Source organism: Amycolatopsis dongchuanensis (assembly GCF_039542405.1).
GTDB classification, from domain to species: domain Bacteria; phylum Actinomycetota; class Actinomycetes; order Mycobacteriales; family Pseudonocardiaceae; genus Amycolatopsis_E; species Amycolatopsis_E sacchari.
On record NZ_BAABIB010000023.1, the window covers coordinates 1 to 14,071 of the forward strand.

The 14,071-nt window shown below is 72.8% G+C and carries 14 protein-coding genes; 6 read left to right on the plus strand and 8 right to left on the minus strand.

From position 1 onward, the window contains the following. Window positions 1-55 precede the first annotated feature (55 nt). Genes ABFX51_RS05430 through ABFX51_RS05450 form a run of 5 tightly spaced genes read left to right on the plus strand, consistent with a single transcriptional unit; the run spans window position 56 to window position 4,201 of the window. Window positions 56-1,294 (plus strand): MFS transporter, encoded by a 1,239-nt coding sequence (locus ABFX51_RS05430; protein ID WP_346052575.1) that lies wholly within the window; start codon window positions 56-58, stop codon window positions 1,292-1,294. Further along, window positions 1,291-1,677, plus strand: coding sequence for a hypothetical protein (locus ABFX51_RS05435; protein WP_346052577.1), 387 nt, complete (start codon window positions 1,291-1,293; stop codon window positions 1,675-1,677). The genes ABFX51_RS05430 and ABFX51_RS05435 overlap by 4 nt, the downstream gene beginning before the upstream one ends. Continuing rightward, on the plus strand, window positions 1,674-2,840 hold the full coding sequence (locus tag ABFX51_RS05440) for an acyl-CoA dehydrogenase family protein (RefSeq protein ID WP_346052579.1): 1,167 nt from the start codon (window positions 1,674-1,676) through the stop codon (window positions 2,838-2,840). Before ABFX51_RS05435 ends, ABFX51_RS05440 begins: the two co-directional genes overlap by 4 nt. A 9-nt stretch (window positions 2,841-2,849) precedes the next feature. Beyond that, complete coding sequence (locus ABFX51_RS05445; protein ID WP_091512081.1) at window positions 2,850-3,737, plus strand: alpha/beta hydrolase; 888 nt, start codon at window positions 2,850-2,852, stop codon at window positions 3,735-3,737. Next, the gene (locus tag ABFX51_RS05450; protein ID WP_091512079.1) at window positions 3,737-4,201 is read left to right on the plus strand and encodes a flavin reductase family protein; all 465 of its coding nucleotides are present in this window, start codon (window positions 3,737-3,739) and stop codon (window positions 4,199-4,201) included. Before ABFX51_RS05445 ends, ABFX51_RS05450 begins: the two co-directional genes overlap by 1 nt. On the opposite strand, the gene ABFX51_RS05455 is transcribed toward ABFX51_RS05450, so the two are convergent. The 8 genes from ABFX51_RS05455 to ABFX51_RS05490 all read right to left on the minus strand — a co-directional run bounded on the left by ABFX51_RS05455 (window position 4,198) and on the right by ABFX51_RS05490 (window position 12,456). Continuing rightward, window positions 4,198-5,145 carry a copper transporter gene (locus ABFX51_RS05455; RefSeq protein WP_091512077.1) on the minus strand — a complete coding sequence of 316 codons (948 nt, stop codon included), beginning with the start codon at window positions 5,143-5,145 and terminating at the stop codon, window positions 4,198-4,200. The genes ABFX51_RS05450 and ABFX51_RS05455 overlap by 4 nt on opposite strands. After that, the gene (steA, locus tag ABFX51_RS05460) at window positions 5,142-6,326 is read right to left on the minus strand and encodes a putative cytokinetic ring protein SteA (protein WP_346052582.1); all 1,185 of its coding nucleotides are present in this window, start codon (window positions 6,324-6,326) and stop codon (window positions 5,142-5,144) included. The genes ABFX51_RS05455 and steA overlap by 4 nt, the downstream gene beginning before the upstream one ends. Window positions 6,327-6,750: 424 nt before the next feature. Further along, entirely contained in the window at window positions 6,751-8,547 is a 1,797-nt protein-coding gene (gene recN / locus ABFX51_RS05465; RefSeq protein ID WP_091512073.1) for a DNA repair protein RecN, read from the minus strand. Window positions 8,548-8,585: 38 nt separating this feature from the next. Next, on the minus strand, window positions 8,586-9,497 hold the full coding sequence (locus tag ABFX51_RS05470; RefSeq protein WP_091512071.1) for an NAD kinase: 912 nt from the start codon (window positions 9,495-9,497) through the stop codon (window positions 8,586-8,588). Continuing rightward, window positions 9,494-10,303: a TlyA family RNA methyltransferase gene (locus ABFX51_RS05475; protein WP_091512068.1), complete on the minus strand. Its 810-nt coding sequence runs from the start codon at window positions 10,301-10,303 to the stop codon at window positions 9,494-9,496. Before ABFX51_RS05475 ends, ABFX51_RS05470 begins: the two co-directional genes overlap by 4 nt. A gap of 3 nt (window positions 10,304-10,306) precedes the next feature. After that, complete coding sequence (locus tag ABFX51_RS05480; protein WP_091512063.1) at window positions 10,307-10,498, minus strand: hypothetical protein; 192 nt, start codon at window positions 10,496-10,498, stop codon at window positions 10,307-10,309. 13 nt (window positions 10,499-10,511) lie between these two features. Then, the gene (locus ABFX51_RS05485; RefSeq protein WP_091512061.1) at window positions 10,512-11,525 is read right to left on the minus strand and encodes an HAD-IIA family hydrolase; all 1,014 of its coding nucleotides are present in this window, start codon (window positions 11,523-11,525) and stop codon (window positions 10,512-10,514) included. Then, on the minus strand, window positions 11,515-12,456 hold the full coding sequence (locus ABFX51_RS05490; protein WP_245783234.1) for an ICP22 family protein: 942 nt from the start codon (window positions 12,454-12,456) through the stop codon (window positions 11,515-11,517). The genes ABFX51_RS05485 and ABFX51_RS05490 overlap by 11 nt, the downstream gene beginning before the upstream one ends. A 30-nt stretch (window positions 12,457-12,486) precedes the next feature. Between ABFX51_RS05490 and ABFX51_RS05495 the strand changes: the two genes are divergently transcribed. Next, a complete protein-coding gene (locus ABFX51_RS05495; RefSeq protein WP_245783233.1) occupies window positions 12,487-13,944 on the plus strand; it encodes a hypothetical protein in 1,458 nt (485 codons plus the stop codon). Window positions 13,945-14,071: the final 127 nt, after the last annotated feature.

A 14,071-nucleotide genomic window follows, 5' to 3' on the forward strand; every position in this document is an offset into this window, starting at 1 on the left:
TACCTCCTGCTCAGGAACCTACATAACCCCTGAGCCACAAAGTCTGACGCGCGACATGAGCACGCAACCCACCGCCCTCTCCGCCCCCGGCACCCGCACCCCGCGTGGTGCCACCGCCCTCCTCGCACTCGTCGTCCTGGACCTGACGTTCCTGGTCAACGCGCTCGATCGGCAGGTCCTGCCCGTCCTGCTCCCCGACATCCGCACCGAGTACCAGCTCTCCGCCGGCCAGAGCGGGCTGCTGTCCACCGTGTTCACCCTCGGGCTCGGTTTCGCCGGCCTGGCCTCGGGTTTCCTCACCGACCGCTTCCGGCGCAAGACCGTCATCGCGGTCGGGATCGCCGTGTTCAGCGTCGCCACCCTGCTGCAACCGCTGTCCACGGGCTTCACCACGCTGGTGACCTACCGCATCCTCTCCGGCGTCGGCGAAGGCATCCAGTACGCCGCGCTGTTCGCCGCGGTGGGGTCGTTCTTCGTGCGGCGCAAGGGATTCGCCCTCGGCAGCATCAACGTCGCCTACGGCGTGGGCGCCTTCCTCAGCCCCGTCGTCGGCACCGCCCTCGCCGACGGCTTCGGCAGCTGGCACGCACCGTTCTTCCTCTACGCCGGGCTCGGCGCACTGCTGCTGGTCGTCATGCTCGTCGTCGTGCCGCGCTGGTTCACCGAGGTGCGCACGGAACCCGCCGCCGCGATCGCGGTCCGCACGAAACTGCCCGTCAACCGCAACCTCCTCGCCTGCGCGGTGCTCGCCTTCGTCCCCGGCTTCTGCGGCTACAGCTACCTCGGTCTCTACCCGACGTACCTGCGCACCGAACTGCACTTCGGCACCGGCGAACTCGGGGTGGTGACGGGGATCTTCGCCGTCGGCTCGCTGCTGAGCATGGTGTCGGGCCCGCTCGCCGACCGCTACAACCCGCGCTGGCTGCTCGTCGCCTCTGTCGTCGGCAGCATGGCCGCCGGGGCGCTGATGTTCAACCTCCACAGTGGACCGGTCGTGCAGGCGCTGCTGTCCGTGGTGGAGGGCATCTCGCTCAGCGGGTTCCTGCTGCTGGTCACGTCGATGCTGATCCAGCGCAGCGTGCCGGTCTCCGCCGTCGGGCGCGCCACCGGGATCTTCACCCTCTCCGTCTACCTGCCCGCCGCGGTGTCCGGGTACGTCTTCGCCTCGCTCGTGCAGCGCCTCGGCTGGGGCACCGCCGCCCTGATCCAGCTGACCGCGCTGCCCGTCGTCGCCCTGATCGCCATCGCGGTGCTCGACCACCGCGTCCTGCAACCGAGGAAGGACCTGCCGTGACCGGATTCCCGCCGAACCCGGGGGACACCCTGATCTTCGAGAACGACCGGGTGCGCGTGTGGTCGATGACGCTGGCGCCCGGCCAGATGTTCGACTTCCACCAGCACCACCACGACCACGTGGTGCTCTGGCCCGACGCCGGCCTGGCACAGGCGCAGGAACTGGGCGACGAGGACTGGGGGCTGGTGCAGGAGGCCCGCCCCGGGTTCGTCCTCTACCGCACCGTCGGCCACCGGAAACCCCTTACGCCCCACCGGATCCGCAACCTCGGCGACGAGACGGTCACGCACTACGTCGTCGAGCTCCTGGAGCGCTCCCCCAAACCCGACGCCGAACCGTGGACGTTCAACGACCGCGGCGAGATCCGCAAGGAGACCCGATGAACCTGCCTCAGACCCGCGAGGAAGTCGTCGCCAGGGCCCGTGCCCTGCGGCCCCAGCTGGCGAAGGACTCGCCACGCATCGACGCCGAGGGCGCCGACCCGACGGAAAACCTGCGCCTGCTCGGCGAAGCGGCCTTGCAGCGGATCAACGTGCCCACCGAGTTCGGGGGGCTGTGGGACGGCGGGCCTTACGGCGGCTGGCGGGAGGTCATCGAGACGATGGTGGAGATCAGCGCCGCGGACGGCTCGACCGGCCAGTGCTGGAGCACCACCGTCCTCGTCGCCCGCGAGCTGTTCGCGTCCGGCCTGCCCGCCGAAACCAAGCAGCAGCTGGCCGGCGAACTGATCCACGAAGGACGCCGGCTCGTCGCGTCGAACGCCGAAACCGGTGGCACCGGCCGGGTTCTCGGCAGGCGCGTGCCCGGTGGGCTCGTCGTGAACGGCACCAAGACGTTCAACACCAACAGCGGCGGGGGCGGCCGGGACCTGGCGTGCGTCAGCTTCGACCTCGACGGCGCCCGCCACCAGGCGCTGGTGCGGCTCGACGACCCGGCACTGGAACTCCGCCACGACTGGGACAACATGGGCCAGCGCGGCACGTACAGCCAGACCATCGCCTACCGCGACGTGTTCGTGCCCGACGGCTGGCACTTCGCCTCCCACCAGCCTGACCCGTACTTCCTGTGTGCGGCGATGTTGTTGCACGGCGCGCTCCTGCAGGGCATCGGCGAAGGTGCGTTCGAGGCGACGACCGCCTACCTGCGGGAGCTGAACCGGGCGAGCATGCCGAAGTTCGGTACCGCGCTGGAGGATCCGCTGATGCACCGGCAGCTCGGCGAGATGTCGAGCGAGCTGGCCGCCGCCCGCGCGCTGCTGCTCACCGTCGCCGCCGAACTCGAAGCACCTCCCGTCGACGCCGGCGAGATGGGTGTCCGCGGGTTCCGCGCGAAGGTCGCCAGCACCATGGCCGGGGTCGGGGTGTCCGCGCGCGTGCACGACCTCACCGGGGCACGCAGCACGTCGAACCGCTACCGCTTCGACCGGTTCTGGCGCAACGCCAGGACGTTCGCCTCGCACGACTCGATCGACGCGAAGAACGCGCTCATCGGGGCCTACGAGCTGTCCGGGCGGTTTCCGTCCATTTCGGACTACTTCCGGTTCTGAGGAGCGGACGTGCCCCATCCCTCGGAACTCGTGGCGCCGGTGGACTACGCGGCGCTGGCACCCGCCGGGATCACCGAACCGCGGCCGGTTTCGGTGCTGCCCGGCGCGCGGAGCTACCTCAACGTCGCCTACGCGACGATGATCGGCTGGCGGCCGCTGCGGCTGGACCTGCACGTGCCGACCGGACCGGGTCCGTACCCGGTGGTCGTCTACGCGCACGGCGGGAGTTTCGTCGGCGGCATCCCCGCGATCGGCCCGTGGCACGACCTGCCGCGGCGCGGCATCGCCGTCGCCTCGGTCGCCTACCGGCTGGCGGGCGAGGTCTCCTTCCCCGAACCCGTCGAGGACCTGCGCGCCGCCATCCGCTGGGTGCGTGCGTCGGCGGACCGGTTCGGCCTCGCGGCGGACCGGATCGCGGGCTGGGGCAGCTCGGCCGGGGGCTACCTGATGACGATGGCGGCGCTCACCGGGACCCGTCCGCTCGGCCGCGAGGTCGGCACGCACCTGGACGTATCCCCGGCGTTGTCGGCCGTGGTGGACCACTACGGCGTGGCCGATTTGGCACGTCTGCGCGAGGACGCGCACGAGAACACCGAGGAGCAGCTGCGGGCGATCGACGCGATCGTCGCGCAGTTCCTCGGGTCGTGCCCGCCCTCGGCCGCCGACCCGCTCGCGCTCGCCGGGCCGGGCGCACCACCGTTCCTGATCATGCACGGCGACGACGACCACCGGGTCGGCCTCGCGCAGAGCAAGCGCTTGCAGAAAGGGCTTTCCCGGGCGGGCGTGTCCGCGACCCTCGTGGTCGTGCCCGGGGCCGACCACGCCGCGCCGGAGTTCTCGTCGCCCGAACTCGTGGACCGCGCGGTGCGGTTCCTGTTCGAGAGCTGGGAGATGTGATGGAGCAGAGCACCTTGCGGGCCGCGTTCGCCTGCTTCCCCAGCGGCGTGACGGCCTTGTGCGCGCTGGTCGACGGCGCACCCGACGGCATGGCGGTAAGCGCTTTCACGCCGGTGTCGCTGGACCCGCCGTTGCTGGCGGTGTGCATCCAGGGCGGTTCGAAGACGTGGCGGCGCCTGCGGACGGCTCCCGCCATCGGGGTGACGGTGCTCGCCGCCGGGCACGACGCGCTGTGCCGCCGCCTGTCCGCCCCGGCCGACCGCTTCGCGGGCGTCCCCTGGACGGCGAGCCCCACGGGCGCGGTGTTCGTCGACGGCTCACCCGCGCGCTTCGACTGCGTCCTGCACGAAGAACTGCCCGCCGGGGACCACCTGATCGCCCTGCTGCGCATCCACGCGCTGGAGTTCTCCTCCGCCGGAGCGCCGCTGGTGTTCCACGGCAGCGCTTTCCGGCAGCTGGCCTAGCTGCCGGTGGCCGCCACGCCAGGCGCGGGCGCCTGGGCGTTGCCCGCGATGCCGTACCGGCCCACGGCGCCGTCGAGCTGCTCACGCAGTGCCAGCACGGTCGCCACGCGGCCGGCGGCGGTGTTCACGTTGTCCACTGTGGAGAGGATGCTCGTCGCCGAGGTGTCGGCCCTGACGACACCGATCGCACCCGTGCCCTCGGCCGACGCGGGGTCACCGGCGAGCACCGCGCCCGCACCGGACCGGTCGAGCTGCGTGGCGAAGCGGGCCAGCGTCGCGGCCTTGTCGCCCGCGCCGTCGCCGGTCGCCTGGCCGCTGGTGAGCACGACGGCGAGCTGCCCCGGGCCGATGCTGGGGCTGGGCTTGACGAACCCGCCGTCGGTGAGCCCGCTGATCGCCGCCGCGAGCTCGTCCCTTGTGGACTGCGGCTGCGCGGTGTCCTTGTTGAGCAGCAACACAGAACCCACGAGCGCCCCGGCGAGGGTGCCGGGGTCACCGGCGGTCGGGAACACCGAGCCGGCGGGCTGCAGGCGCGTCACGACCTGGCGCAGCTGGTCGGCTTTCGCGGGGTCCACGAAGGACGACGTGAGCTGCAGTTCGCCGGTGACCGTGGCCCCGGCCTGACCGATCAGCTGTTTGAGCGCGTCCCGGTCGGCGGGTTTGGCGTCCTCGGTGGTGATCAGGATGACCGACCGCTGCGCGAGCGCGCCCGCGACGACCTTCGGCCCCATCGCGCCGGCGAAGGCGTCGGCGTCGGCGAGGCGGGCGTTGAGCGCGTTGCGCTGGGCCTCCAGATCGGACACCTGGCTCGCGAGCTCGCCCTTTTCGTTGGACAGCCCGGAAAGCAGCGAACCACTGAGCGCCGTCGACCCGAGCACCACGCCGACGGCCAGTGCCAGGAACACCGCCGCGATCGAGACGATGTGGTACCGCAGAGAAATCACGCGAAAAGCCCCTTGACACAGCTGGTGAACGAATTCCAGGTGTCGCGGATCCAGTCGAGGTACACGCTGCCGACGTCGGACATCAGCAGCGCGACGGCCACGGCCACGAGCGCGGCGACGACGAGCAGCACGATCGCGCCGAGGGAGACGCGGCTGCGGTGCAGTGCGGCGACGGCCTTGCCGTCCACCAGTTTCGTGCCCAGTTTGAGGCGCGTGAGGAAGGTGGACGGGTTGGAGCCGGAGCGGCCGTGGTCGAGGAACTCCGCCAGTGTCGCCTGGAAGCCGACCGTGACGACGAGGCTCGCCTCGTGCGTGTCGGCGAGCAGCAGCGCCAGGTCCTCCGGGTTGCCGGAGGCCGGGAAGGTGACGGCGCCGATGCCGAGGTCCTGGATCCGCGTGACGCCCGGCGCGTGCCCGTCGGGTTGCGCCGGGACGACGACCTCGGCCCCGCACTTGAGGGTTTCGGCGTCGATGCCGTTGGGGTCGCCGACGATGATGTCGGGCTGGTACTTCAGCTCGCGCAGCGTGTCGGCGCCACCGTCCACACCGACCAGTACGGGCCGGTGCTCGGCGATGTACTTCTTGAGGGCCTTGAGGTCCGCGGCGTGGCCCTTGCCGGGCGCGACGACGAGGACGTGCCGGTCGCGCAGCGGCACCCGCACCTTGGGCACGCCGACGCCGTCGAGGATGAGTGTCCGTTCGCGACGGAGGAACTCGATCGTGTTGGCGGAGAAGGCTTCCAGCTGGGTGGACATCCCGGCCTTGGCCTCGATCATCTGGTCGGCGACGCTCTCGCGGGTCTGCTCGGTGCCGGCGGCGATGCGGCGTTCCCCGATGTACAGGACGCCCTCGTGCAGCCGGACCTTGGTGCCGTCCTTGAGCCGCCGCAGCACTTCGCCGCCCACGCCGTCAACGAGGGGAATGCCCGCGCCGACGACCACTTCGGGCCCCAGGTTGGGAAAACGCCCCGAGATCGAGGGCGACGCGTTGACGACCGCCGCGACCTCGGCCTCGACGAGCGCATCGGCCGTCGCGCGGTCCAGGTCGAGCTGGTCCAGCACGACGATGTCACCCGGACTGACGCGGCGCAGAAGCTCCCGGGTCCGCCGGTCCACCCGGGCGACGCCGGTGATGCCGGGGAGGGACTCCGTGTGGCGCGTCAGCAGTCCGGTCAGCTTCATGAGTCCGATAGTGACAAACGGATCAGCGCTGACGCGGACAACACGCCGTAGTGGCGCCTGTTTCCGAGCGTGATCTCCGCCGTGTTTCCGCTGGTACCCACGGCCGTGACCGCGGCGCCGGCGGCGCGGAAGCCCCCGTGGACCTGGGGATGGGGGGATTTCGGAGGGGCCTGACGCCGCATCCGGCGACCGCAGGCCTCATCGTCCTCGGTTACGCGGGTGGTCTGTGCCGAGCGGCACCGGTGGCCATTCGCCACGCCCACGCCCAGCGTGGCGCCGGGTCGCCCGGCAGTCCCTGCCCGAATCCAAAGCCGTCGCCGCAAGGCAGCGTTGCACCTGACCGAAGTGTCCGACCCCGGCAACCGCCAGCCGCAGCCGCCCCGGGCAGCCGCCGCGCGGCAAACAGCCGCCCCCCGGCAACCCCCTACTTCTTCCGCTTCCGCCCCCCGTCGCCCTTCTTGCCGGGCCTCGCGGCGGCCGCCTTGTCGGCCTCCGCTACCGCGAGCAGTTCCTCCGCGTGCGCCCGGCCGGTCTCGGTGCCCTCCATCCCGGCGAGCATCCGCGCCAGCTCCTGCACCCGCTCGGACTGCTCCAGCGTCTTCACCCCGCTGCGCGTGATCCCCTCCGCGGTGCCCTTGTCCACCACCAGGTGCCGGTCCGCGAACGCCGCCACCTGCGGCAGGTGCGTGACCACCAGCACCTGGTGGCTCCGCGCGAGCCGCGCCAGGCGGCGGCCGATCTCGACCGCCGCGCGGCCGCCGACCCCGGCGTCCACCTCGTCGAACACCAGTGTCTGCACGGTGTCCGCGTGCGCGAGCACGACCTCGATCGCCAGCATGACGCGCGACAGCTCACCGCCCGACGCCGCCTTGTGCACGGGCAGCGGTGGCGCCGCCGAATGCGCCCGCAGGAGCAGCTCGACCTCGTCGATCCCGCCGCCACCCGCGTGCACCAGCTCGCCTTCGACCTCCAGCGCCTGCGGATCCCCGGCTTCGGCGGGCCGCCGCTGCACCGTGACGTCGATCTGCGCCTGCCCCATCGCCAGCCCGGCCAGCTCCGCCGTGACAGCCGAGGCCAGCTCGGTCGCCGCCGCGGCACGCGCCTTCGACAACGTCGAGGCGTGCTCGGCCAGCCGCGCCGCCAGCTCGTCCCGCCGCGCGGCGAGCTCGGCAAGCGCTTCCTCGGACGTGTCCATGCCGGCGAGCCGCGTGCGCGCGTCCTCCGCCCACGCCAGCACACCGTCGATGTCGGCCGCATACTTGCGCGTCAGCTTCTTCAGCTCGGACTGCCGCGCGAGCACCTGCTCGAGCCGCTCCGGATCGGCGTCCAGCGCGTCGAGGTAACCGCCCAGCTCGGCGCCCACGTCCGACAGCAGCACCGCGGCCTCCGCCAGCCGTGGTTCGAGGTCACGCAGCGCCGGGTCCTCCGCCGCCGCGAGCCGTCGCCGCGCCTCCCCCACCAGGCCCAGCGCGCCGGGCTGGTCCGGGTCGCCGTCGGCCGCTCCGGACACCGCGGCCTGCGCCCAGCTCGCCGCCTCCCGCAGTTCGTCGGCCGCGGCGAGGCGCTTGATCTGCTCGGCCAGCTCCGCGTCCTCACCGGCCTGCGGGTCGACCGCCGCGATCTCGTCGAGCCCGTGCCGCAGCAGGTCGGCCTGCTGCGCCAGCTCACGGGACCGGCTCTGCCGCTCGGCCAGCTCGTGCACCACCGCCTGCCACTCGTCCCGCACCTCGCGGTAGCGCGCGAGCGGCTCGGCCACGGCCTCCCCGGCGAAGCGGTCCAGCACGTCCCGCTGCTCGGTCGGCCGCAGCAGGCGCAGCTGGTCGTTCTGCCCGTGCACGGCCAGCAGCCGGTCGGCCAGGTCGGACAGCACGCTCACCGGCACCGACCGCCCACCCAGGTGCGCGCGCGACCGCCCGTCGGCGCTCACCGAGCGCATGGTGATGAGACTGCCGTCCTCGTCGGGCTCGCCGCCCGCGTCGGCGACGATCCGGGCGACGTGCTCGGCGAGCACGCCCTCGAACCGGCCCTCGACGACGGCGCGCCCGGACCCGTTCCGGACCTTCGAGGCCTCCGCGCGGCCTCCGGACAGCAGGTGCAGCCCGGTGACCACCATCGTCTTGCCGGCTCCGGTCTCGCCGGTGACCACGGTGAATCCCGGGTGCAGTTCGAGCAGGGCGTCCTCGATCACTCCGAGGCCCTGGATGCGCATCTCGGCCAGCACGGGGACCACCGTAGCGGGAGGGACCGACAATTTGTCGGTCAGCCTTGGTGTCTTTCGCGCCAACTTTTCACGGGCAACGCGAACTTGTGCACGAGCCGGTCCGTGAACGGCCCCGACCACAGCCGCGCCAGCCGCACCGGGACGCGCCCCGCCACGACCCGCACCCGCGCCCCCTTCGGCAACGCGATGTGCCGCATCCCGTCGCAGGTCAGGACCGCCGAAGAGCCGTCGGGGTCGATCCCGACCGTGATCACGGAGTCCCGGGACACCACGAGCGGGCGCGCGAACATCGCGTGCGCGTTGCTCGGCACCACCAGCAGCGCCTCGACGTCCGGCCAGATGATCGGCCCGCCCGCGGAGAACGCGTAAGCGGTGGATCCGGTCGGCGTGGCGCACAGGACGCCGTCGCAGCCGAACGACGACACCGGCCGCCCGTCCACCTCGATCAACGCGTCGAGCACCCGTTCGCGTGAGCTCTTCTCGACGCTCGCCTCGTTGAGCGCCCACGTGTCGGCGACCGGTTCACCGTCGAGGGTCACGGTGACGTCGATCGTCATCCGCTCTTCGACGGTGTAGTCGCGGGCCACCACGCGGTGCACGGTGTCCTCCAGCGCGTCGGAGTCGGCCTCGGTGAGGAACCCGACGCGGCCGAGGTTGACGCCCAGCACCGGCACGCCCGCGGGACGCGCGATCTCCGCCGCGCGCAGCAGCGTGCCGTCGCCGCCGAGCACGAGCACCAGCTCGGCACCGGCGGCGGGGTGGTCGTGCGGTGCGACCAGGCGGCAGAGCGAGCCGTCGCCGCCCTGCTGGATGAGGTCGCGCACGTCGTCCTCGGTCACGCGCAGCCCGATCCCCGCGTCCGCGAGCTGGGCGGCGACCTTGCGGGCCGCGTCGCGCGTCGCGTTCCGGTCGGGGTGCACGACGAGCAGCACCTCGCGCTCAACCGTCACTGGGGACCCTCTCCGACAGCCGTCCGCACGAGCCCCTCGACGTCGTCCACTGTGGACTCCTCGCGGCGCAGCCAGGCGAAGTACTCGACGTTGCCCGAGGGCCCCGGCAGCGGGCTGGCGACGACACCGTGCGGGTGCAGGCCCAGTTCTCGCGCCGCGGCCAGCACCTCCAGCACCGCCTGGACGCGCAGTTCGGGGTCGCGGACGACGCCTCCGCTGCCCAGCCGTTCCTTGCCGACCTCGAACTGCGGTTTGACCATCGGCACGAGGTCGGCGTCGGGGTGCGTGCACGCCACGAGCGCGGGCAGCACGAGCCGCAGCGAGATGAACGACAGGTCGCCGACGACGAGGTCCACCGGCCCGCCCGTCTGCTCCGGGGTCAGGCTGCGCACGTTCGTCTTGTCCAGCACGACCACGCGTTCGTCGGTCTGCAGCCGCCAGTCCAGCAGCCCGCGCCCCACGTCGGCCGCGACGACGCTCGCCGCACCCCGCCGCAGCAGCACGTCGGTGAAGCCCCCGGTGGACGCGCCGGCGTCGAGGCAGCGCTTGCCCTCGACCGTCAGGCCGCGGGGCTCGAAGGCCTCCAGCGCGCCGAGCAGCTTGTAGGCGCCGCGGGACGCCCAGTTCGGGTCGTCGCCGCCGCGCACGACGATGGCGGCCCCCGCTTCCACGCCGGTGGCGGGTTTGGTGGCGACCATGCCGCGCACGGTGACCTTGCCCTCGCTGATCAGCGTGCTCGCGTGCTCACGGGAGCGGGCGAGGCCCCGGCGGACCAGTTCGGCGTCGAGGCGGGCCCTGCGGGGCATCGGTCAGACCCTGTCGATGGCGGACAGGGCAGCCGTGAGCTGGGAGTGGACCGCGTCGAAACGCTCGACGTGCTCGGCGAGCGGAACCTGGTCCAGGTTCTCGAGCCCGGCCATGGCCTCGTCGATGCCGGCGCGCGGGTCCACCTGCTGCGGTGGCGGTCCAGGCACGGGGCGTTGGTGTTGCACGGTCACCACGCTAACGGATTGGTCATGGGGCGTGCGTGAGCCCCAGCTCGCCCAGCGCTGTGGCGGCAAGATCGTCCCCAGCACGGACAGCCGTGACGCCGGATTGCCACGCTTCGTGACACAACGCCCGCAGCAGACCGTACGCGTCGCCGGGCCCCTTGCCCGTCGCCACGAGCGTCTCGCCGTCGACCTCGACCTGCCAGCCCTTCTGCGGACCGGGTGCGAGGTCATCGGCGGGCTCGTCGAGCGCGCCGAGGTCCTGGGCGACGTACGTCGGCCGCTCTTCCGGCACCGCGGCGAGCAACGACGCGGGCGTCGCGACCCCCGTGAGCACGAGGAGCGAATCGACGCCCGCGGTGATGGCTCCGGCGATGTCGGTGTCGAGCCGGTCGCCGACGGCCAGTGGCCTGGACGCCCCGGCCGACTGCGCGGCGGTGTGGAACAGCGGCGCGGCGGGCTTGCCCGCGACGACGGGTTCGGCGTCGGTGGCGGTCCGGAGGGCCGCGACCATGGCGCCGTTGCCGGGCAGCAGGCCACGCTCGGTCGGCAGGGTCGCGTCGACGTTGCACGCCACCCACAGCGCCCCGGCGCGGATGGCCAGTGCGGCTTCGGCGAGGTGCTTCCAGCCGGTCTCGGTCCAGTGCCCCTGCACGACGGCGGCGACGTGCTCGCTCACCTGCCGGACCGGGGTCAGGCCGGCGGCCTCGACCTCCGCCTCGAGGGCGGGCGCGCCGACGACGAGCACCTGCGCGCCGCCGGGCAGGCGCTCGCGGAGCACCTTCGCGGCGGCCTGTGCACTGGTGCTGACTTCGCTGACGTCGGCCTCGATCGCCATGCCGCGCAACGTCTCCGCGACGGCCTCAGGCGCGCGGGAGGCGTTGTTGGTGACGAACCGGACGGCGATGCCCCGGTCCCGCAACGCACGAATGGCGTCGGCGACGCCCGGGATCGGCTCGGGGCCGTGGTAGACGGTGCCGTCGAGATCGAACAACAGCACGTCGTACCCGGCCGCGAGCCCCTCTCCGTCAGACGCCATCCGGCCGCTCCCCGGCGTCCCTCGGCCCGGCTTCGCGCTCGGAGTCCTGCGCCTGCTGGCCGGGTTCGGCGGTGTCAGCCGCTTCGGGGGTGCCGTCGGTCGCTTCGCCCGTGGGACCGCCCGGCTCGTCGGCGGTGGCGTCAGCCGCCGCGCTCGCGCTTTCGCCCGGCTCGTCCGCCGTCTCAGCCACGTCGCCCGCGATCTCGGCCGCCTCGGCCGCGCTGTCGTCCAGCTCGTCCGCCGCCTCAGCCACGTCGCCCGGCTCAGCCACGTCGCCCGGCTCGGTTGCGTCGCCCGCCTCGGCCGCACTGTCACCCAGCTCGCCCGCCTCGGCCGCGTCGTCGCCCAGCTCGTCGGCGCTGTCGTCCAGCTCGTCGGCGGCGTCGGCCGCCTCGTCGCTGTCGGCGTCCGCGAGGTCGTCCAGCTCCTCGGCCGATTCGTCCTGCTCGGTGATGTCTTCACCGGCGGCGAGGGCGGCCGCGCGGTCGGCGGCGTCGGTCTCCTCGTCCTCGTCGGCCTCGGCGGCGTTCAGGAACCAGCGGATGGCCTCTTCCTCACGCCCCGCGGCAGCGAGGTTGTCCGCGTAGGCGTAGAAGAGCCGTGCGCTCCACGGGTCACGCTTCTTCGCGTCGAGGTCCGGCCCCTGCAGGGAGACGACCGCCGCGTCGAGCTGCCCCATGTCCCGCCGCGCACCGGCGGCGACGATCCGCAGTTCGACCTCGACTTCGCGCGGCAGGTCGCTGCCCGCGGCCTCCCGCGCGAGGTCCAGCGCCCGCTCGGGACGCCCGAGCGCGCGCTCGGCGTCGGCGATCACCGCGATGTGCGTGTCGGTCCGGGTCATCCGGCGGACGGCACGCAGCTCCGACAGCGCCTCCGCCCAGTGACCCGCGTGGTACGAAACCAGCCCGAGCGCCTCACGCACGATCGGCACGCGAGAAGCCTTCGCCTTCGCGTAGCGGGCGTGCTCGAGCGCGGCCTCCGGATCGGTGTCGATCAGGCCGCCCGCGGCGACCAGGTGCTTGCCGACGGTCTCCGCCAGGTTCCGGGGCAGCGTCCGCAGCTCGCGCCGGGCTTCCTCGTCCAGGTCGGTGAAGTCGATGTCCTCCGGCAGCTCCGGCGCCTCGAGCAGTTCCCTGGCGAGCGCGGCGTCGTCGAGCGGCTTGTCGGACGACTTCGGCGTGAACGACTTCCGAGGGCCGGCGGCCCGCCGGTCGTCACCGCGGCCCCGCTCGGGACGGCGGTCCTCGCCACGCTCGGCATCCGGCCGGCGGTTGTACTCACGGAGCCCGCGCCGGTCGTCGCCACGACCGCGGTTGTCCTCACGCCGCCCGAACTGCCGCTCGCCGCGGTTGTCACCGCGGCTGTCCGAACGGCGGCTGTCACCGCGTTCGTCGAACCGGCGGCCGCCACGGTTGTCGGCCCGCTCGTCGAAACGCCGGTTCCCGCCGCGGTCGTCGGAACGACGGTTGTCGCCACGCTCATCGAACCGGCGGTTGCCACCGCGGTCGTCGAAGCGGCGGTCGCCGGAACGGTCGTTGAAGCGGCGGTTGTCCCCACGCTCGCCGGGCTTGCGGTCGAACCGCCCGGCACCGCGGTCCTGGTAGCCACGACGGAAGTCGTCCCGGTCGTTGGAGCGCCGGTTGCCCTCACGCTCGGTGCGGCGGTCGTCGAAGGAGCGGTTCTGGCCGCGGAACCCGCCACGGTCGTCCCGGCGGTCGCGGTTCCAGTCCGGCCGGTCACCGCGCTCGTTCGGACGTCCCGGGCGACCCCCGCGCTCGGTCCCACGGCCCCCGCGGTCACCCCGGTCGTTCCACCGGCCCCCGCGCTCGTCCTGGCGGCCGCCGCGGTCATTCCACCGGCCACCCCGATCGTTGGGACGGCCTCCACTGTCACCGCGGTCGTTCCAACGGCCACCACGGTCCCCGCCACGGTCGTTCGGACGGCCTCCGCCGTCGCCACCGCGCTCATTCCAGCGACCGCCACGGTCGTTCGCACGGCCATCCCGGCCGCCGCGGCCCTGGCGCTCGCCACGCTCGTCGTTCCACCGCGGCCGATCCTGCTGCCGGCCGGGACGGTCGCCACCGCGCCGGTCGTCGAACCTGCCGCCGGAACGGTTGTCGTCGCCGCGCCGGCGGTCGTCGCGGTCTCCGCCGCCCGACCTGCCACTGTCGCGGTTCCACCCACCGGACCGGTTGCCGTCACGGTCCTGGTAACGCGGGCGACCGCTGTTACCGCGGTCGCGGTCGTACTGTCCGGCACCGCCGTCGCCGAACCCCCGCCTCTCACCACGCGGAGCGTCGGAACGGCGCCTGTCGGGCCCCGAGTCACGGCGTCGCGGGCGATCGGACGCGGCGCCTTCTTCTGCGTCGCGCCGTCCGAACTCCGCCACCTGTTCCTCCTACTGTTGCTGAATATCTGATCTTGAACATGCACAAAGGGCCCGCCAGGAGCAGCCAAACGGCTATCCTAGCGGGCCCTTCGGAAAAGAAGTTCGGCGGTGTCCTACTCTCCCACACCCTCACGAGTGCAGTACCATCGGCGCTGGC

Coding starts and splice junctions, on each gene's coding strand:
- ABFX51_RS05485 (WP_091512061.1), bottom strand. CDS start 11,525: ATGGCGTCTGACGGAGAGGGGCTCGCGGCCGGGTACGACGTGCTGTTG.
- ABFX51_RS05450 (WP_091512079.1), top strand. CDS start 3,737: ATGGAGCAGAGCACCTTGCGGGCCGCGTTCGCCTGCTTCCCCAGCGGC.
- ABFX51_RS05440 (WP_346052579.1), top strand. CDS start 1,674: ATGAACCTGCCTCAGACCCGCGAGGAAGTCGTCGCCAGGGCCCGTGCC.
- ABFX51_RS05430 (WP_346052575.1), top strand. CDS start 56: ATGAGCACGCAACCCACCGCCCTCTCCGCCCCCGGCACCCGCACCCCG.
- steA (WP_346052582.1), bottom strand. CDS start 6,326: ATGAAGCTGACCGGACTGCTGACGCGCCACACGGAGTCCCTCCCCGGC.
- ABFX51_RS05475 (WP_091512068.1), bottom strand. CDS start 10,303: ATGCCCCGCAGGGCCCGCCTCGACGCCGAACTGGTCCGCCGGGGCCTC.